The organism is Candidatus Palauibacter scopulicola (assembly GCF_947581915.1).
GTDB lineage: Bacteria > Gemmatimonadota > Gemmatimonadetes > Palauibacterales > Palauibacteraceae > Palauibacter > Palauibacter scopulicola.
Window position 1 is genome coordinate 39,009 of the sequence record NZ_CANPWG010000047.1, and the last position, 18,675, is coordinate 57,683.

Genomic DNA, 18,675 nt, shown 5'->3' on the forward strand with positions numbered 1-18,675 from the left:
GTGCGGACCTCGACGGAGTACGACAGGCCGTACCGCCCCCTCTCCGTGTCCGTCTCCAACCGAGTGGGGCGGGCGGCCCGGAGGTTCGGCTTCGGCGGCGCCCTCGACATCGGCCGCATGATCGCCGCCGCGAGGCGACGGGCGGGACTCTCCGACTTCGGCGATGAGTGGTTCCTGGAGCCCCTCGAGGTGCTCGTGGACTCCATCAACGCGGAGGCTCGACTGACGCCGCTCGGCGCGGCGATTCAGCGCGCGCGGATCGTATCGGCGCTCGCGATTCGGCTGCGCGCGGAGCGGGTGCTTCGGGAACACCCGGAGATTCTCGACGCGGACCCGGGGCGAATCCTCCTCATCGCGGGCCTGCAGCGTACCGCGACGACGATGCTGCACCGGTTGCTTGCGGCGGACCCGGGCACTCGCGCCCTGAGTGCATGGGAAGTCCTCAGCCCCGTACCTCTCAAGGGCGAGGGGACGGGGCCTCCGCGGCGACGCATGCGCCAAGCGAAACGCGCCGCGCGGGCGATCGGGTTTCTGGCACCCGATTTCCGCGCCGTCCACCCCATGGCCTGGGACGCGCCGGAGGAGGACGTGCTTCTGCTCGATCTCTCGTTCATGAGCCAGGCGCCGGAGGCGGCGATGCACGTGCCGAGCTATGCGCGCTGGCTCGAAACCCGGGACCACACCAAGTGCTACGAGTACATGCTCACGGTGCTGAAGATCCTGCACTGGCAGCGGCCAGGCGATCGCTGGGTGCTGAAGACGCCGCATCACATGGAACACCTCGACGTCGTCCTCGATGTCTTCCCCGACGTGTGCGTCATCCAGACCCATCGCGACCCGAAGAGGTCGGTGCCGTCGTTCTGCAGCATGGTGGCGCACGGGCGCGGCATCTTCAGCGACCATGTGGATCCGGTGGAGATCGGGGCGCACTGGATGAGGAAGATCCGCCGGATGATGGAGCGCTCCATGACCGTGCGGCGAGGCGCGGACACAGGCGTGTTCATCGATGTATCGTTCTACGACCTGGTCGCGGACCCGCTCGGCGAGTTGCGCAGGATCTACGGAGCCGCGGGGATCGACTTCACGGAGGAGGCCGCAGCCGCCGCGAGAGCCGTTTCCGAGCGAAGCGGGAAGGACAGCCTCGGGAGGCACGTCTACTCGTCGGCCAGCTTCGGCCTCGACGAGGAGACCATGGACGGACACTCCGCTGCCTACCGGCGCGAATACCGGATACCGCACGAGGTCGTCACGTGAAATACAACCGGAAGCTGAGGGCATTTTCCAGCGGGGTCGTCGATCGTTTCTTCCAACGCCCCACGCTGAGCCCCGTTCCGGAGCGCGTCCGCCTCGACGGCAGGGTGTGCCTCGTCACAGGGGCCAACCGGGGGCTCGGCAAGGCGGTGGCTGTCGACCTGGTGAAACGCGGCGCCGAAGTGCTCATGGCCTGCCGGGGCGGACATCCCGAGGCCGGGGAGGACGTCCGGCGGCTCTCCGGTTCCGACGCGGTCGACATGTTTCGCGTCGATCTCGCGGACCTCGACTCCGTGCACGCGCTCTGCGACCGGCTCAAGCGCAAGCGGCGCACGGTGGACGTCCTCGTCCTCAACGCCGGCGTGATGCCGGCGAAGGCACGGAGGTCGGCCCAAGGCTACGAGTTGATGTTCGCGGTCCATTTCCTGGCCAACCGCGTACTGATCGACCGACTCCTGGCGGACGGCGTCGTTCGGCCGGGCGGTCCCGGTGGAGAGACCCCCAGAATCGTCTTCATCGTGTCCGAAACGCATCGAGCCGCCGATTCGATCGACTTCGCCAGTTTCGGCGCGTTTGCCGACTACGGCCTGCAGGACGGCTTGAAGTACTATGCGTTTAGCAAACTGCACCTGTGCACCTATGCGCAGGAACTGTCGCGCCGCCTGAACCCGGATGGAGAGGTGCGCGTCGCCGTGAACTCGCTGTGTCCGGGGGCGGTCGACTCCGACCTGATGCGGGAGGCGCCGTGGTGGCTGAAGCCCCTGCTCTACCCCGCGAAACGCCTGCTCTTCGCGGCGCCCGACAGGGCGGTGGCGCCCGTGACCCATGCGTGCTGCGCGGAGGACATGGGTCGCCGGAGCGGGGTCTACCTGCACCTGATGCGGGAGAAGGAGATGTCCGCGCCGGCGATGGACACCTCCGCCGGAGCGCGCCTGTGGCGGGAGAGCGAGGCGCTGCTGGCGCGACACCCGCGGCCCGGCGAAGAGCGTGCGGCCGGGTTCGCCACGGGTGAACCGGAGTGAAACCGCAGCGGAGGGGCATCGCCTTGTTCCGGGGACATGTGCGTTCGGAATCCGTGGAAATCGACGCGCCGATCGAACGGGCGTGGGACATCCTCACCGACTTCGAGCGCTACGGCGAATGGAATCCGTTCACGCCCTCGGTCGCCACGGACTTCGAGATCGGCTCGCCGGTCGAGTTGTACGTGAGGATGGGCCCGTGGAGGCTGAAGCAGGTCGAACGGATCGAGGCGGTCGAGCCGCCGCACCTCATCGCGTGGAGCACGGCGATGGGCCACCGGTTGCTGATCTCGGCCTTGCGGGAGCAGCGGCTGGAAGCCGTCGGAGAGGGGCGGTGCCGCTACCGGACGTCGGACGATTTCTCCGGCCTCCTCATCCCGCTCGTGATGCTGCTCTTCGGCGGGTTCGTGCGCCGCGGGTTCAACGACGTCGCACGAGGGCTGAAGGCCCGCGCGGAGACGGGTTCGGCGGAGTGACACACTAGTGCTCGATGCCGTACTTCCGGATCTTGCGGTAGATCGTGCGTTCGCCGATGCCGAGAGCCTCCGCGGCCCTGCGCCGGTTGCCTCCGGCCTGGCGGAGCACCGCGATGATCGCCGCGCGCTCGATCTCCTCCATCGTCATCCCAGGCCGGATCGCGATCATGTCCGGTTCCTCGGGGGTGGGACCGTCCTCCGTCGATGAGATAGTCTCGGCGCCGGTCGTACCGATCGCCTCGACCGCGTCGGTGATGTCGATCTCGATCGCGTCCTCGACGTCCTCCCCCACCCCGCTCCGGGCGGGGGCCGCAGGGAGTTGGCGAGCGCCCGACCTGTAGGCCTCGAACTCCCGCTTGAGGTCATCGATGTCCACCTTGAGGTCGACGAGGGTGCGGAAGACGAACGCGAGTTGCGGAGAACTCGGGAGGTGTCCGGCGCCTGCGTCGACCGAAGGCGCGATGCGTGCGGGGGACGGCACGAGGCTCACGCCCCCCGACCGGATCTCGGGGGGGATGTCCTCGGGACGGATCACGGACCCGGGCGCGAGCACGACCATGGACTCGATCAGGTTGCGGAGTTCCCGAACGTTCCCCGGCCAGTCGTAGTCGAGGAGGATCTGGAGCGCCTCGGGCGCGAGTCCTCGGAACTCACGGTCGTGCTGACGGCTGAACTCCGAGATGAAGCGGCGGATGAGGACGGGGATGTCGCGGCGCCGCTCGCGGAGCGGGGGGACGTGGACGTTGAGGACGTTGAGGCGGTAGTACAGGTCGCGGCGGAACTCCCCGGTCTCGACCGCCTGTCTGAGGTCGCGGTTCGTCGCGGCGACGACGCGGACGCTGACCTGGATCTCGTGGTCCCCGCCCACCCTCATGAAGCGGCGGCTCTCGAGCACCCTCAGAAGCCGCGTCTGGGTGGGGAGCGGCATCTCCGCGATCTCGTCGAGGAGGAGCGTGCCGCCATCGGCGAGTTCGAACATCCCCCGCCGCAGCGAGGTCGCGCCGGTGAAGGCACCCTTCTCGTGTCCGAACAGTTCGGATTCGAGCAGCGACTCGGGGAGGGCGGCGCAGTTCACCGCGATGAAGGCCCTGGCGCGCCTCGGCGACAGCCGGTGGAAGGCCCGAGCCACGAGTTCCTTTCCGGTCCCGCTCTCGCCCGTGAGGAGGACGGTGCTCATCACGGGGGCGATCATGTGCACCCGCTCGAGGATCTCGCGCACGGCCTCGGTACGCCCGATGATCCCCGTCTGCCGCTGGAGGTCGTAGCGGTCGAGGTGCGTCTGCAGGACGACCCGCACCTCGTCGGGGTCGACGGGAAGCGAGAGCGCCTCGTCGAGATCGAAGGACCGCGCCAGCCGCCGGCGCGCGTCCGGGTGGGTCTCCTCCGTGAGTCCGAGCACGGGAGGCCGCGGAATCTCCGCCTCGAACAGTCCGCGCATCGCGGCGGCGCGCGATTCGCCGGGAGGGCCCGTGAGGATGAGCGCGACCTCGGCCGCCCCGCCCAGCCGTCCCTCGAGTTCGCGCACGGACTCCACGAACTCGACCTCGTGCCCGTCGGCCTGCGCGGCCTGCCGGACGGCGATGGCGGCCTCCACCGCGCGCCCGTCAACGAAGACGCCCGCCATCAGCCGCCCGGGGCGTTCACGGTCTCGCCGCGGAGCAGATCGACCGCGTGGTCGATGACGGACTCGAGTGCGGCGAGGCCGTCGGAGACGCCGCCCGGGCTTCCGGGCAGATTGATGATGAGCGTCTCGCCGCGGATTCCCGCAAGCCCGCGGCCGAGCGCGGCGTACGGCGTCGACTCGGCGCCGGCGCGGCGCAGCATCTCGGCGATCCCCGGCGCGTGGCGCTCAAGGACGGTGCGCATCGCCTCGGGCGTCACGTCGCGCGCCGCGAGCCCGATGCCGCCGGTCGTGAGTACGACATCGACCCCACGTACGTCGCACCAGTGCCGGAGGCGGGAGCTGATCGCGTCGCTCTCGCAGGGCACGACATCGGCCCCGGACAGCGAGTAGGCGCGCCCCCGGATCCACTTCCCGATGAGATCCCCGGAACCGTCCGCCCGCTCCCCGGCGTGTACGGCATCGGAGATCGTGATGACGGCGATCCGCGGCGCGATCCGGTGCAGCGAGCCGCGCGGATAGAAGGGCGGGCGGACGACCTCGGCGGCGATCGCCTTCCCCCGGATCATGATTTCGACCGCGGCGCCGAACCCGGCGGCCACCGGCAGGTAGGCCGTCGCGATCCCGTGCCCCATGGAAGGACTCACGGTGCCGCTGCGGACGACGGCGACGGCCTCCCCGTCGAATCGCACGTCGTAGCCCGGCCGCGGGAAGCCCCGCTCGAGCAGTCTCAGGAAGCGCAGCTTGCGGGTGAGGCCGGCGGCGCGCTGGGCGGCGAGGGCTTCCGCGCCCACGAAGTCGCCCTTGGCGTGCTTCACGAGCCACCCGAGCCCGGCCTCGAGCGCGGTCGTCTCGTCGTCCACGTCGTTGCCGTACAGGGCGTAGCCCATCTCGAGCCGGAGCGAGTCGCGGGCTCCCAGGCCCGTGGGGACGGCGCCGGCCTCGACCAGCGCCCGCCACATCGGCACCGCGCTCGCATTCGGCATGTAGAGTTCGAACCCGATCTCCCCCGTGTATCCGGTCCGACTGATGACGCACGGCGCGCCCGCGACGTCTCCGTGCACGAAGCGATAGTACCCGATCTCCGTCAGCGGCCGGTCGGTCAGCGGCGCCAGGATCACTTCCGCCAGCGGACCCTGGAGGGCGAGGAGGGCGATCCCGTCGCTCTCGTCCGTCATCTCCACGTCAAAGTCCCGCGCGAGCCCGCTCAGGTGCGTCCAGTCCTTGGCCATGTTGGCCGCGTTCACGACGAGCCGGTAATCCGCCTCGCCCATGCAGTAGACGATGAGGTCGTCGATGACGCCGCCGGTCTCGTGGCACATCGCGCTGTACTGGGCGTCTCCCGGCTCCAGGCGCGAGGGGTCGTTCGTGGTCGCGTAGGCCACGAACGCCTGCGCGTCCCCGCCGCGGACACGGAACTCTCCCATGTGGGAGACGTCGAACAGGCCCGCCTTCTCCCGCACGGCCTGGTGTTCGGCCCTGATGCCGGTCGGATACTGGACGGGCATCGCGTAGCCGGCGAAGGGGACGATCTTCCCGCCCAGCCGGACGTGTTCCTCGAACAGCGGGGTTTCTTTCAGGTCCTTCACGAGGCCGCTCCCATGAGCATGGTGAGGATCGCCTTCTGCGAGTGGAGCCGGTTCTCCGCCTCGTCCCACACGCGCGACGCGGGCCCGTCGATGACTTCGGCCGCGACTTCCTCGCCGCGGTGCGCGGGCAGGCAGTGGAGGAAGATCGCATCGTTGGCGGCGCGGGCCATGATCTCCGCGTCCACATGGTATCCCTCGAAGGCCCGCGCGCGTTCCGCGGCTTCTTCCTCCTGTCCCATCGAGGCCCACACGTCCGTCGTCACGACGTGCGCTCCCTCCGCCGCCTCGGCGGGCGCCCGGAAGAGATCCACCTGCGTCGCGCGTCCCGCGGCGGCGAGGATCGCGGGATCCGGATCGTAACCCTCGGGGCAGGCGAGACGGAGCTGGAAGCCGAGTTTCGCCGCGGCGTTCAACCACGAGTTCGCGACGTTGTTGCCGTCGCCGATCCAGGCGACGGTCCGTCCCGAGAGGTCGGGGCCGAACTCGGCGCGCGCGGTCTGCAGGTCGGCCATGACCTGGCAGGGGTGCAGCAGATCCGTGAGTCCGTTGATGACGGGGATCGAACCGTGCTCGGCGAGCGCCTCGACGTCGGACTGCGCGAACGTCCGGATCATGATCCCGTGCACGAAGCGCGACAGGACCAGGGCCGTATCGGAGAGCGGTTCCCCGCGCCCGATCTGGATGTCGCGCGAGGAGAGGAAGAGCGCCTGCCCGCCGAGTTGGTGCATCCCCACCTGGAAGGACACCCGGGTGCGGGTCGAACTCTTGGTGAAGATCATGGCGAGCGACTTGCCGGCGAGGGGACGGCCCGCCGCATCGGGGTCGGCCTTGAGGCGGTCGGCGAGGTCGAGCGCCTCGCGCAACCGCTCGGGCGACCAGTCGGCGATCGAGAGAAAGTGTCGGGTCCGGTCCATGGCTTCGTGAGTACCTCGGTTCAGAGGATATAGCGGCGCAGGTCTTCGTCGTCCGCGATCCGCGACAGGCGATCGCGCACGAAGTCCGCGTCGATGGCGATCGTCTCGTTCGCCCGCGCCTCCGGCAGATCGAAGAGGATCTTCTCCAGGAGCGTGCTGAGCACCGTATGGAGACGCCGGGCGCCGATGTTCTCCGTCCGCTCGTTCACGTGGCTCGCGATGCGGGCGATCTCGCGGACCGCGCTCTCCTCGAACTCGAGCCGGGCGGATTCGGTCTCCACGAGTGCCTGGTACTGCGCGAGGAGGGCGTAGCGAGGTTCCTGCAGGATGCGCGTGAACGCCTCCGCGTCCAGACTCTCGAGTTCCACGCGGATCGGGAACCGGCCCTGGAGTTCGGGGATCAGATCCGACGGCTTCGCGATGTGGAAGGCCCCGGCGGCGATGAACAGGATGTGGTCCGTGCGGACCATCCCGTGCCGCGTCTGGACCGTGGACCCCTCGACGATGGGCAGGAGGTCGCGCTGCACGCCCTCGCGCGATACGTCGGGTCCGGAGCCGCCGTGCTTTCCGGCGACCTTGTCGATCTCGTCGAGGAAGACGATCCCCATGCTCTCGGTCCGGCGGAGCGCCTGCTCCGTGACCTCCTCCATGTCCACCAGGTTCGCGAGCTCCTCGGAGCGGAGGATGCGGCGCGCGTCCGCGACCGAGACGCGGCGGCGGCGGGTCTTCTTCGGCAGAACGCCCTTGAGGACTTCGCCGACGTTGAAGTCCAGGCTTTCCATGCCGCCCCCCACATCAAGCATCGGGACCGCGCTCTCGCTGACCTCGACTTCGACCTCCCGCTCATCGAGCATGCCGTCGCGCAGGAGCCCGCGGAGCTTCTCCCGAGTGCGCTGCTTGCGCTGCTCGGAAGGCTCGTCCGAGTGGGTCTCGGATGCCTGCCCCGCGAGCGACACGACGAACTGCCGCTGCGGGCCTCCGCCGGAACCCGCCGCGGGCTCGCTCTCCGCGACGGGAGGCAGGAGAAGGTCGAGGAGGCGCTCTTCGACCCGCCTGTCAGCGATCTCCGCGTGGCGGGCCTCCTGCTCTTCGCGAACGAGCTTGATCGCGATCTCGAGCAAGTCCCGGATCATCGATTCCACATCGCGGCCGACGTAGCCCACCTCGGTGAACTTCGAGGCCTCGACCTTGATGAACGGAGCCCCCGCGAGCCGCGAGAGGCGGCGGGCGATTTCGGTCTTCCCCACGCCGGTCGGGCCGATGAGGATGATGTTGTTGGGGAGGATCTCCTCGCGCATCCCCTCGTCGACGTTCTGCCGGCGCCAGCGGTTGCGGAGCGCGATCGCGACGGCCTTCTTCGCCTCGTCCTGTCCGATGATGTACTGGTCGAGTTCCTCGACGATCTGTCGCGGGGTAAGCGCCGCCGCGATGCCGGGGTCGCCGGGGTCCGGGGCGGGGCTGATATCGGTCTTCATGGCTCGTTTCCGTTGCCGTCGGCGTCCGCGAGTTCGAGCACCGTGATCTCGCGGTTCGTGTACACGCAGATCTCCGCCGCGATCTCGAGCGCCTGCCGGGCCACCTCGGCGGCGGGCAGATCCGTCCGGCGGGCGAGGGCCCGAGCGGCGGCGAGCGCGTGCGGCCCCCCGGAACCGAGCGCGAGAATGCCGTCGTCCGGTTCGATGACCTCTCCCGTGCCGGCGATGAGCAGGCTCGTCTCCCGGTCGGCGACGGCGAGCAGCGCCTCGAGCCGCCGAAGATAGCGGTCGCTCCGCCACTCCTTCGCGAGTTCCACCGCCGCGCGTGTGAGGTGGCGCGGGTAGCGTTCGAGTTGCGCCTCGAACTTCTCGAACAGGGTGAGCGCATCGGCGACGCCGCCGGCGAAGCCCGCCAGGATCCGACCGTCGCGCATGGTGCGGAGCTTGCTCGCCTTCGCCTTGACGACGGTCTCCCCCATCGTCACCTGGCCGTCACCCGCCATCGCGACCTCCCCTCCGACCCGAACGCAGAGGATCGTTGTGGCTCGTATCATGCTCTTCACTCTCCTCTCACTCTCCACCGCGCGGGTGGGCCCGGGAGTGTACGCGCTTGAGGCGGTCCACGGATGTGTGCGTGTAGATCCGGGTCGTGCTCAGACTCGCGTGTCCCAGCATCTCCTTCACCGAGACGAGGTCCGCGCCGCGATCGAGAAGGTGGGTCGCGAAGGAGTGGCGCAGCGAATGCGTGGTCAGACGGTCGCCCTCCGCGACCCGCGCAAGCTGGGCCGTCACGTCGCGCTGGATCTGCCGCCGCGAGAGGCGGGTGCCGCGAACGGAGAGGAACGCGGCGCGGGAGGCGCTTTCCCCCCGTTTCCCGAAATAGGCGCCGAGCGCTTCCGAGGCGCGGCGGCCGAGAGGGACCACCCGCTCCTTCCCGCCCTTCCCGAGCGCTCGGACCTGCCCCGTGTGGCGGTCCACGGCGGTCACGTCGAGGCCCTGCACCTCCGCCAGGCGCAGTCCGCACGAGTACAGCAACTCGAGGAGGGCCCAGCGCCGGAGCGCCACCGCGGACCCGTCCCGTCGCGCCGCCTCGCCCGCGGAATCGAGCAGTTCGCGGGCGTCCTCTTCGCTCAGGAAGGAGGGCAGCGTCCGGTCGCGGCGGGGGGTGCGGACGAGCCGGGCCGGGCTGGCTTCCACCCGGTCCGTGCGCCGGAGGAAGGCGAAGAAGGCGCGCACGGCGGCGAGCTTGCGGGCGATCGAGGAACGCTTCAGCCCGCGCGACTCCAGGTGTCCCATGAAGGAACGGATGGACAGGCGATGCACGTCCGCCCAGCCCCAGTCGTGCGTCCCCTCGTACGCGCTCACGAAGGCCTCGAACTGGCCGAGGTCGCGGCGGTATGCGGACACGGTGTTGGGGGACAGCCGGCGCTCGGAGCGGGCGTAGCGAAGGAAGTCGTCGACCCATGCACGTCGAGCTCGCGCCCCCGAGTCGGCGGGCGCGGACGTCCCGGTCATTTTCTCGACGACTTCTTGCGGGAGCCGCCGCGCCGCCCCCCCGCCTTTCGGGTCGCGTCGCGCTCCCTCCGCTTCTTCAGCAGGTCCAGCGCCACGTCCAGCGTGACCTCGTCGGGCTCCATCCCCCTGGGCAGCGACGCGTTCGTCGTGCCGTGTTTCACGTAGGGACCGTAGCGACCCTTGTAGATCGCGATCGGCTCGCCGTCATCCGGGTGCGCGCCGACTTCCCGCAGCGGCGTGGCGCTCGCCCGGCGGCCCCGCGTCTTGGGCGCGGAGAGCAGCTCCATGGCGCGCTCGAAGGTGATGTCGAGCGGGTCGTCGCTCTCCGTCAGCGAGCGGTAGTCCGACTGGTGGACGACGTACGGGCCGTAGCGCCCGATGCCCACCTTCACCGGGTCGCCGCTCTGCGGGTGCGCGCCGAGCGGGGCGGGCATGGCGAGCAGTTTGAGCGCCGTCGCCAGCGAGACATCCTCCGGCCGCATGTTCTTCGGGAGGGAGGCGCGTTTCGGCTTCTGTCCGTCCGCCCGCTCGCCCCGCTGGACGTAGGGGCCGAAGCGCCCCTCCATGAGGTAGATGGCCTCCCCGGAATCGGGGTCCTCCCCCAGACGGTCCGGACCTTCCGCCCGCTTCCGCAGGAGGTCGATCGCCTGCTCCTCGCTGAGGTCGGCCGGGGCGACGTCGTCGGGGAGGGACGCGGTGAGCCGGTCGCCGTTCTTCTCGAGTTCGAGGAAGGGCCCGTAGCGGCCGATCCGCACGCGGGGAGTGAGGTCCTGGAGCCGCACGGTCGAGGCTTCGCGCGGGTCGATGGCCGCTTCGCGCTCGACGAGTCGCGCTTCGAGACCGTCTCCGCCGCTGTAGAAATCCCCGAGGTAGGCGCGCCAGTCCACGTTGCCGCGAGCGATCTCGTCCAGCGCATCCTCCATCTCGGAGGTGAACCCGGTGTCGACGAGGTTCGGGAAGTGATCCTCGAGGAGGCCGGTTACCGCGAAGGCGATGAACGTGGGGACGAGTTGCTTGTTCTGTCGTACGGCGTACCCTCGATCGACGACGGTAGAGATAATGGCAGCGTACGTGGAGGGACGCCCGATGCCGTCCGCCTCCAGTTCCTTCACGAGCGCCGCGTCCGTGAAGCGGGGGGGCGGCTTCGTCTCGTGCTTCCGGCTCTCCAGCTTGCGCTTCTCGAGCGTCTGACCCTCGCGCAAGTCCGGGAGGACCGTCTCCTGGTTCTCCAGCGCCGCGTCCGGATCGTCGGAGCCTTCGACGTAGGCGCGGAAGAAGCCGGGGAATTCGATGACCTTCCCCGCGGCCCGGAAGCGCGCCTCCTCCGCATCCACCTGCACGGTCAGGTGCCGCAGCCGGGCATCGGCCATCTGCGTCGCGACCGCGCGTCGCCAGATCAGCTCGTAGAGCGCCTTCTGCCGGCCGGTGAGTCCGAGTTCATCCGCGGTCCGCATGTCGGTGCCGGCCGGACGAATCGCCTCGTGGGCCTCCTGCGCCGAGCGGGACTTCGTCTTGTAGCGCCGTGGGGCCGGGCTCAGGTACTCCTTCCCGTATCGGGCCGCCACGCGGCTCCGGATCGCCGTGATCGCGGCTTCGGAGAGTGTGACGGAATCGGTCCTCATGTAGGTGATGCGGCCGGCCTCGTAGAGCGCCTGGGCGGTCCGCATCGTCTCCCGGGCCCCGAGGTTCAGCTTGCGGTTGGCCTCCTGCTGGAGGGTCGCCGTCGTGAAGGGAGGATACGGGCTCCGCTTCGACCGCTTCTCCCGCAGGCTGACGACCGTGAAGGCGGCGTCGGCCAACCGCGCGCGGAGCGCCTCGGCGCGTTCCCGGTCCAGCAGGACGACCTTGCGGCCGGGCTTGAGGGCGCCGGTGCGCTCGTCGAAATCCCGGCCCGTCGCGATCGCCACCCCGTCGAGGGCGGCGAGGTCGGCCGTGAAGACTCCCCCGTCCGCGGCGAGGTGCGCGCGCAGGCGCCACCAGGCGCCGCTCCGGAAGGCGCGCCGCTCCCGTTCGCGCTCCACGAGCAGGCGTACGGCGACCGACTGCACGCGGCCCGCCGAGAGCCCCGGCTTGATCTTCTTCCACAGGAGCGGGGAGACCCTGTACCCGACGAGACGATCCAGAATCCTGCGCGCCTGCTGGGCCTCGATGCGGGGGAGGTCGATCTCGCCCGGCTCCTTGAGCGCCTCGAGCACGGCGCTCTTCGTGATCTCGTTGAACGTGATGCGGTGGAACCGCTCCCGGAGCGACCGCTTCCGCTGGGTCAGGGCCTCGACGATGTGATAGGCGATCGCCTCGCCCTCCCGGTCGGGGTCCGTGGCGAGAAGGATGGAATCCGCCTTCGCCGCCGCCGCGCGCAGCTTGCGGAGGACGGGTTCCTTCCCCTCGATCGTGACGTACTCCGGCTCGAACCCCTTATCGACGTCGACGCCGAGGCCGCTTCTGGGGAGGTCCCGGACGTGTCCGACGGATGCCTGCACGCTGAATCCGGCCCCGAGATACGACTCCAGGGTGCGGGCCTTCGCCGGCGACTCCACGATGACGAGATTCACGGGCTGTCTCTCAACTCTCCTGTTGTCCTTCCGTTGGTCCTTCCGTCGGTCCTTCCCTGCCTCCCTGCCGGCCGGCGGCGAAATGCCGCAGACTCCTCAGCGCTACCTCCACGACATCTTCCGGTTCCCGGCCATCCGTCTCCAGTACGACCTCGGCCTCCGCGTAGGCGGCCTCCCGCGCCGCGAGCAGCGCGGCGAGCGCGGCTTCGGGGTCGGGCCCGGCCAGCAGAGGCCGGACCTCGGCGCCCTCCTGGGAGAGGCGATGGATCGCGGTCTCGGGGCGCACGCGCAACCAGACGCGTACCCGGCCGTCGGAGGAACGGTCGATGTCCCGGCGCGCCATCCACCCGCCCCCGGTCGCGACGACCACGTCTTTTTCCCGGGCCACGCGGGCGGCGGCGGCGGCCTCGAGCCGCCGGAACTCGCCTTCCCCGCGGCGGCGGAATACGCGCGAGATCGATTCGCCGGCTCGCGCCTCGATCTCGCGGTCCAGGTCGACGAACCGGTAGCCCAGACGCCGCGCGAGGATCGGGCCCATGGTGCTCTTCCCCGATCCGGAGAGACCGACGAGCCAGATCTTTCCGGGTACGCCCGCCACGTCACCCCGCGTCCTCGAGTCGGGCGAGGTAACTGACCACGTTGGAGCGCATCTCCGCGAGGCTGTCGCCGCCGAACTTCTCGATCCACGCGTCCGCCAGCACCAGCGCCATCATCGCCTCCCCCACGATCCCGGCGGCCGGCACCGCGCACACGTCGCTGCGCTCGAGGACCGCCTTGGCGGGCTCACCGGTCCGTGTGTCCACGCTGTCCAGGGGGCGGCGCAGCGAACTGAGCGGCTTCATCGCCACACGGGCGACGATATCGCCTCCCGTCGTCATCCCGCCTTCCAGGCCTCCCGCGTTGTTCCGCCGCCGCCTGTAGCCTCCGCTCCCGCGAAGCGCCGGATCCCGTTCGATCTCGTCGTGGACGTCGGACCCGCGGTGACGCGCGGCTTCGAAGCCCATCCCGATCTCGACCCCCTTCATCGCGTGGATCGACATCATAGCTCCGCCGATCCGGCCGCCGAGGCGGGTCTCCCAGGTGACGTGGCTGCCGAGGCCCACGGGCACACCGCGCGCGACGACCTCGAATACGCCTCCCAGCGAATCGCCGGCACGGCGGGCCGCGTCGATCGCGTCGACCATGGCGATGGTCGCATCGGGGTCGATGCAGCGCACGACCGACGCGTCGGCCACGGCGATCAGATCCTCCGGCAGCGGCAACCCGCGCGACGCTTCCACCGGACCGATCGACACCACGTGACTCTCGACGCGCACGCCGAACTCCCCCAGCAGCCGCTTGGCCACGGCCCCGGCGGCGACGCGGGCGGCGGTCTCCCGCGCACTCGCCCGCTCGAGGATGTCGCGGGCGTCCGTCCGCCCGTACTTGAGCATCCCCGCGAGATCGGCGTGCCCCGGCCGCGGCAGGTACACCCGGCGCAGGCGTTCGTCGTCGTCCACCTCCGGCGCTTCGACCGCCATCGCCGCGCCCCAGTTCCTGAAGTCGCGGTTGGGGATCCGGACCGCGACCGGAGCCCCGAGCGTCTCGCCGAGGCGCACGCCGCCGAAGATCTCGCCCACATCCTTCTCGATCTTCATGCGGCCCCCACGGCCGTGCCCGCCCTGCCGGCGCGCCAGCTCCCGCGCGATATCCTCAGGCGCAAGCGCCAGCCCGGCGGGGATCCCCTCCAGCACGGCGACCACGGCGGGGCCGTGCGTCTCGCCTGCCGTGGTCAGCCTCAGACACCTCAGCATTCAGTCCTCATCCTGCGAACTCTGCGTGAACATCGTGTGGATCGCTCCTCATCGAACGGCCCTTCCAACGGCGGGAAAAGGATGCGCCGAGGGCGGGAGCCGCAACCTGCCGTCCCCCTATCGTCCCTCGGGGCGGCGGTGGATGATGTGAGGTGTGACGAGGATGATGAGGTCCTGCTTCACCTCGTTCTCCTTGGTGCTCCGGAACAGATTTCCGATCAGCGGAAGGTTCATCAACCCGGGAATCCCGCTTTGGCTCCGGCTCACCTCGCTCAGCGTGAGTCCGCCGATCACAGCCGTCTCGCCGTCATCGAGCAACAGCGTCGTCTCACCGATCTGTTTCTCGAACACGAAGCCCACATCCGAGAGTCCGAGCTTCAGGCCGGACCGTTCGGCCATCAGTTCCAGCCGGATCTGGTTGTTGTTCGTCACGTGCGGAACGACATCCAGAATGATCCCCGTGTCCTCGAAGTCGACGTTGACCCGCGCGGACTCGGTCTGGGCTCCCGGCTCCAGGACCCGGATCGGGGTGCGTTCGCCCACCTGTATCCTCGCGTGCGCGTGGTCCACGACCCGGATCGACGGCGCCGCCTGTACGTCCGACAACTGGTGGGACTCAAGCGCTTCGAGGAACGAGAAGAGGGAGAAATCGCCGAAGGCCACGGCCGTCAGGATCTGGAGGGCGGGCCCGATCGGACGATCATTCGCGTTCGCCAGCGCCGCGACCGCCGAACCCCCCAGGCTCACGAGCGTTTCGTTCGTCCGCCGGACGAAGCCCTGATCCACGGTGCCATCGCCGTCCACATCGACGAGCTGGGGCGGCGCGTTGGGGTCGGGCACCGCAATGAAGTCGTTGAGGCCCTGCTCCACGGCGCCGCCGCTCCGCTCCTTGAGGTCGTACACGATTCCCAGTTGCTGTACGTCCGTCCGATCGACGAACACGATCTTCGCTTCGATCGCGACCTGGGGGAGCCGCCGGTCCAGCGCCGCGACGATCGTGTCCATCCGCGCGACGACGGACGGTGCGTCGGTCACAATGACGGTGTTGCTGCCCGAGAACGACACGACCTGGCCGCGGTTGGGCGTGGCCAGGTGCCGGAGCGTCTCGGCCACCGAATCCGCCCGCGCGTAGTTGACCCGGATTACGCGCGTTTCGCTGAGCAGTTGATCCCGCGCCTGGAGGTTCTCCAGCCAGTCCACGACGATGATCCCGCTCTCGGTCCGGTGCCAGCCGAGGTTCTGGGCGGACAGGATCGCGTTGAGCGCCACGTCCCATGGCTGGTCGCGGATGTCGATGCCTCGGACGACGACGGAGGCGACATCCCCGTTCGGGACGACGGAGATGTCCGCAAACTCGGAGAAACCGGCGAGTACGTCGAGCATGCTGGCGCTGTCGTACACCACGGAGATGCGCGGCTCGGTCGCCTGCACGACGGGCGGCGGCCCGGCAGGTCCTCCCATGTCCGCCACGGAAGCGTCCTGAACCTCCGTCGTGGACCAGGCCACGAAAGGCGGCCCGGGGTTCCGGAAGGTCACTCGAATCGCCCCGGAGTCCGCAGTGACGCGGTAGGCGATTTCCCGATCGAGGTCGAATACGAGCCGCACCGTCTCGGGCCGGAACTGGGTTGAACGCATGCCGAGAACTCCGCCGCGGTTGATCCCCTCGTAGCGGCGCTGCGCCAGTCCCGCGTTCCCCGCCTGTATGTCCAGGAGCAGCCGCGGAGGATGGGTGAGCACCATGTGGCGGTACGTGGCAGTTTCGCCGAGGACCACCGTGATCTCGGTCTCCGTCCCCTGGGACGCGATCCTCACTTCCCGCATTTCGGCTGCGGGCGCCGCCGCAAGCGCTGCGGCGAAGGGGAGAATGATCCGCGAGATCATGCTCCCGTCCCCCGTTCGCGGCGCACGCGCAGCGTCTCCCGACGGCTGACCCCGAAACTCGTGATCACGAAATCCACCTCCTCCGGTCGGATTTGTACGACGCGGGCCGCGCCGATGTTGTCGCGTTCGCGGGCGCGGTATCGCCGGCCGGTCGTGCGATCGGTCAGAATCGCCACGCTTCCGAGTTGCGGGGTGTACAGCACGCCGACCAGCGTAAGGTCGCCGAAACGGGGCCCCGTCCGCGTGTCGAGGTGAAGCGGCTGGAACGGGTCGCGTCGGTCGAAGGCGGGGTAGGTGAAGACCTCCCGCTCGTAGACCGGCGGCCGTGTCTGTGCCGCGGCCTCCGATGGCCCGGTCCGGAACATCGCGGCAAGCACGACGGCGAAAAGCAGCCGAATCATCTTTCCTCCGGCGAAACGTAGTCCTCGGGTGGAAGCACGAAGGTCTCGAGGCTGAAGCGGGCGTGAACGAGTTGCCGACCGGAGTCGGCGATCCGGGAGGGCAGGATTTCGTCGACCTCGGGCCGTACAAGACGGGCGAAGCCGGCGATTCGCGTCAGGAGCGTCCCGACATCGTGGTACGCCCCCTCGACCTGGAGCGCCCACCGTTGCCGCAGGAAGTACTCGGTGGAGTCGGCCACGGGATCGGCGGGCAGGGCGTGGACGAGTTCGAGACCGAGCGACTCTGTCTCGGCCGCAATGGCTTCATAGATGGCCTCAACGTCACCCTCTCGCGGGACGAGCCGCTTCAACTCGGCGAGTTGTCGTTCACCGAGCACGAGATCCTCGCGCATCGCGGCGAGGCTGCCGTCACCCGGCCCGGCGAGCGCGTTGGCGCGCTCGGCCCGCTCGACCCGCTCAGCCAGCGCGGCCAGTTCCACCTTGCGTGGGTTCCAGAAGCGCAGCTGGAAGGCCGTCCCGAGGCCCAGCAGGAGCACGAGCCCGAGCACCCGGTACCGGGCGCGGAAATCCCCGGACAGCACGGTCAAGTGGGCCCGACCCGCCGCTCGGCGGGGGCATGGCCGAGCCGAAGAACGAGAGTGAAGGCCTGCCGGGAGACCTGATCGGGCTCGGACCTCTGCTGCTGGCTCCCGACGATCTTCACATCGGTGATGTGGTCCGACATCCCCAGGGCACGGACGAACTCCGTGATCGCGAGCGGATGGCCCGCAACCCCGTGGAGCTCGACCGAGAGGTCGGGCGGCGGCGACAGTTGACGCAGAGAAGTCAGCCAGGCCGGGGGCGGGAGCGCACGGCTGATTTCGTCCATCAGGTGCGGCCACGCGAACCGGTCTCGGTCCAATTGTTCAACCAGGGCGACGCGCTCACGGATTTCCCGAGATCTGGCCGCCAGGCTGTCGCTTGCGGCCCGCAGTTCCGCGAGCCGCGCCGAGTCCGCCAGAACCGCGTCGAGCCGCGCGCCGAGTTCAAGGGCTTCGGTCCGGTGCACCCACCACAACGCGGCCGTGCCGGGCGGGATCGTCAGCGCCGAAATCAGTAGTGCGACACCCCAAACGTCGATGCGCAGACCGGCTCCGGCGTTCCCGTCGGTCGCGAGCCCTTGCCGCGCACGCTGAGACTCGGGCAGGAGGTTGATCTCGATCACGGCCTTACCCGCGCACTCGCGCTCAGCCGCCCCGGACCGGGGACCGGAGAGCCAGTCCGACCGAGAGCATGAGCAGCGGCGCCACCGCGCCCAAATCTGTCCGGTCCGCGACGTCCGGCGCGACCTCGATGCGCTCGAACGCACTCGCGAGGCGCGTTTCAACGCCGGTCGTCTCTGCGAGAACCTCTATCAGTCCGGCCGCCGTGGCTCCTCCTCCGCACAGGTATACGCCCGCGATCCCCGGTCCCGTCTCCACGAACGCCCCCGTCCGGGTAATGCCGCGCGCGATCCGGCGGGCACACTCGTCCAGTTCGTCCGCGGTCGGAGCGCCGATGGCCAGTTCCCGCGTCAGCAGGGGGAGTCCGTCCCGGAGCAGGTGCATGGTGGTCGAATGGGCCCCGATGTCGACGAGTACGGTCACATCCTTCATGGCGTTCGGATGGTTCGCCTCGAACGCGTTGCGAAGGGCCAGGGCCTCTACGTCGACCGTGGTGGGGTTCAGGTCCGCTCGCCGCGCGAGTGCGACCCGCGTCTCGACGACGTCTCGCTTCGCCGCCGCCAACAACACGGTCATCGTGGAGCCTTCGCCGTCCGGATCGATGATCGCGAAGTCCAGTTCCACGTTCTTCATGTCGAAGGGGACGTGCTGCTCCGCTTCCCACGGCATCACGGCACGGGCCTCCGCCTCATCCATCCGGTCGATTTCGATCACCTTGCTCAGGACATCGCGCCCGCCGATGCCGATGACGACATCGCGGGGCTTGATTCGCTCCCGCCTGAACATCGAGGAAAGCGTGTCGGCTACGCGCTCCGGGTCCCGGATCGTCCCACCGCGCACGGCGTCCGCCTCGTTCCGGGCGGTCGCAAGCGCTTTCAGGCGCGGCCCGTTCTCGCCATGCTCGAGCACCGCGGCTTTGCTGAAGCCACTGCCGATATCGACTCCGACTGTCGTCTTCCGGCGCCGCAATCCGAATGGCCTCATGT

17 protein-coding genes are annotated in these 18,675 nt (G+C 69.5%); 3 read left to right on the forward strand and 14 right to left on the reverse strand.

What is annotated here, in order from left to right:
- Genes RN743_RS09080 through RN743_RS09090 form a run of 3 tightly spaced genes read left to right on the forward strand, consistent with a single transcriptional unit; the run spans position 1 to position 2,746 of the window.
- Positions 1 to 1,254 carry a sulfotransferase gene (locus RN743_RS09080; RefSeq protein WP_310779193.1) on the forward strand — a complete coding sequence of 418 codons (1,254 nt, stop codon included), beginning with the start codon at positions 1 to 3 and terminating at the stop codon, positions 1,252 to 1,254.
- Complete coding sequence (locus tag RN743_RS09085; RefSeq protein ID WP_310779196.1) at positions 1,251 to 2,273, forward strand: SDR family NAD(P)-dependent oxidoreductase; 1,023 nt, start codon at positions 1,251 to 1,253, stop codon at positions 2,271 to 2,273. Before RN743_RS09080 ends, RN743_RS09085 begins: the two co-directional genes overlap by 4 nt.
- Before the next feature lie 23 nt (positions 2,274 to 2,296).
- Positions 2,297 to 2,746: an SRPBCC domain-containing protein gene (locus RN743_RS09090; protein WP_310779199.1), complete on the forward strand. Its 450-nt coding sequence runs from the start codon at positions 2,297 to 2,299 to the stop codon at positions 2,744 to 2,746.
- A 4-nt stretch (positions 2,747 to 2,750) separates the two neighbouring features.
- Here RN743_RS09090 and RN743_RS09095 read toward each other — a convergent pair whose 3' ends face one another.
- The 14 genes from RN743_RS09095 to pilM form a co-directional block, all read right to left on the reverse strand.
- The gene (locus RN743_RS09095; protein ID WP_310779202.1) at positions 2,751 to 4,370 is read right to left on the reverse strand and encodes a sigma-54 dependent transcriptional regulator; all 1,620 of its coding nucleotides are present in this window, start codon (positions 4,368 to 4,370) and stop codon (positions 2,751 to 2,753) included.
- Positions 4,370 to 5,956, reverse strand: a complete 1,587-nt coding sequence (gene gcvT, locus RN743_RS09100; protein WP_310779205.1) for a glycine cleavage system aminomethyltransferase GcvT — start codon at positions 5,954 to 5,956, stop codon at positions 4,370 to 4,372. Before gcvT ends, RN743_RS09095 begins: the two co-directional genes overlap by 1 nt.
- Positions 5,953 to 6,870, reverse strand: coding sequence for an ornithine carbamoyltransferase (gene argF / locus RN743_RS09105; RefSeq protein WP_310779208.1), 918 nt, complete (start codon positions 6,868 to 6,870; stop codon positions 5,953 to 5,955). Before argF ends, gcvT begins: the two co-directional genes overlap by 4 nt.
- Before the next feature lie 20 nt (positions 6,871 to 6,890).
- On the reverse strand, positions 6,891 to 8,345 hold the full coding sequence (hslU, locus tag RN743_RS09110) for an ATP-dependent protease ATPase subunit HslU (RefSeq protein WP_310779211.1): 1,455 nt from the start codon (positions 8,343 to 8,345) through the stop codon (positions 6,891 to 6,893).
- Complete coding sequence (gene hslV, locus RN743_RS09115; RefSeq protein WP_343219011.1) at positions 8,342 to 8,899, reverse strand: ATP-dependent protease subunit HslV; 558 nt, start codon at positions 8,897 to 8,899, stop codon at positions 8,342 to 8,344. Before hslV ends, hslU begins: the two co-directional genes overlap by 4 nt.
- Before the next feature lie 16 nt (positions 8,900 to 8,915).
- Positions 8,916 to 9,860 (reverse strand): tyrosine recombinase XerC, encoded by a 945-nt coding sequence (locus RN743_RS09120; RefSeq protein ID WP_310779217.1) that lies wholly within the window; start codon positions 9,858 to 9,860, stop codon positions 8,916 to 8,918.
- Entirely contained in the window at positions 9,857 to 12,412 is a 2,556-nt protein-coding gene (gene topA / locus RN743_RS09125) for a type I DNA topoisomerase (protein ID WP_310779220.1), read from the reverse strand. The genes RN743_RS09120 and topA overlap by 4 nt, the downstream gene beginning before the upstream one ends.
- Positions 12,413 to 12,422: 10 nt before the next feature.
- Positions 12,423 to 13,010: a shikimate kinase gene (locus RN743_RS09130; protein WP_310779222.1), complete on the reverse strand. Its 588-nt coding sequence runs from the start codon at positions 13,008 to 13,010 to the stop codon at positions 12,423 to 12,425.
- 1 nt (position 13,011) lies between these two features.
- A complete protein-coding gene (gene aroC / locus RN743_RS09135) occupies positions 13,012 to 14,205 on the reverse strand; it encodes a chorismate synthase (protein WP_310779225.1) in 1,194 nt (397 codons plus the stop codon).
- A gap of 117 nt (positions 14,206 to 14,322) precedes the next feature.
- Positions 14,323 to 16,086, reverse strand: a complete 1,764-nt coding sequence (locus tag RN743_RS09140; RefSeq protein ID WP_310779228.1) for a secretin N-terminal domain-containing protein — start codon at positions 16,084 to 16,086, stop codon at positions 14,323 to 14,325.
- The gene (locus RN743_RS09145) at positions 16,083 to 16,487 is read right to left on the reverse strand and encodes a hypothetical protein (protein WP_310779231.1); all 405 of its coding nucleotides are present in this window, start codon (positions 16,485 to 16,487) and stop codon (positions 16,083 to 16,085) included. The genes RN743_RS09140 and RN743_RS09145 overlap by 4 nt, the downstream gene beginning before the upstream one ends.
- Entirely contained in the window at positions 16,484 to 17,068 is a 585-nt protein-coding gene (gene pilO, locus RN743_RS09150) for a type 4a pilus biogenesis protein PilO (RefSeq protein ID WP_310779322.1), read from the reverse strand. Before pilO ends, RN743_RS09145 begins: the two co-directional genes overlap by 4 nt.
- A 2-nt stretch (positions 17,069 to 17,070) precedes the next feature.
- Positions 17,071 to 17,691 (reverse strand): PilN domain-containing protein, encoded by a 621-nt coding sequence (locus RN743_RS09155; RefSeq protein WP_310779234.1) that lies wholly within the window; start codon positions 17,689 to 17,691, stop codon positions 17,071 to 17,073.
- Between the two features lie 22 nt (positions 17,692 to 17,713).
- On the reverse strand, positions 17,714 to 18,673 hold the full coding sequence (pilM, locus tag RN743_RS09160) for a type IV pilus assembly protein PilM (protein ID WP_310779237.1): 960 nt from the start codon (positions 18,671 to 18,673) through the stop codon (positions 17,714 to 17,716).
- Positions 18,674 to 18,675: the final 2 nt, after the last annotated feature.

Bases quoted from the DNA above. Each gene is read 5' to 3' on its own strand.
- hslV (WP_343219011.1), bottom strand. From the start codon at position 8,899: ATGATACGAGCCACAACGATCCTCTGCGTTCGGGTCGGAGGGGAGGTC.
- RN743_RS09120 (WP_310779217.1), bottom strand. From the start codon at position 9,860: ATGACCGGGACGTCCGCGCCCGCCGACTCGGGGGCGCGAGCTCGACGT.
- hslU (WP_310779211.1), bottom strand. From the start codon at position 8,345: ATGAAGACCGATATCAGCCCCGCCCCGGACCCCGGCGACCCCGGCATC.
- aroC (WP_310779225.1), bottom strand. From the start codon at position 14,205: ATGCTGAGGTGTCTGAGGCTGACCACGGCAGGCGAGACGCACGGCCCC.
- RN743_RS09145 (WP_310779231.1), bottom strand. From the start codon at position 16,487: ATGATTCGGCTGCTTTTCGCCGTCGTGCTTGCCGCGATGTTCCGGACC.
- RN743_RS09095 (WP_310779202.1), bottom strand. From the start codon at position 4,370: ATGGCGGGCGTCTTCGTTGACGGGCGCGCGGTGGAGGCCGCCATCGCC.
- argF (WP_310779208.1), bottom strand. From the start codon at position 6,870: ATGGACCGGACCCGACACTTTCTCTCGATCGCCGACTGGTCGCCCGAG.
- pilM (WP_310779237.1), bottom strand. From the start codon at position 18,673: ATGAGGCCATTCGGATTGCGGCGCCGGAAGACGACAGTCGGAGTCGAT.
- RN743_RS09140 (WP_310779228.1), bottom strand. From the start codon at position 16,086: ATGATCTCGCGGATCATTCTCCCCTTCGCCGCAGCGCTTGCGGCGGCG.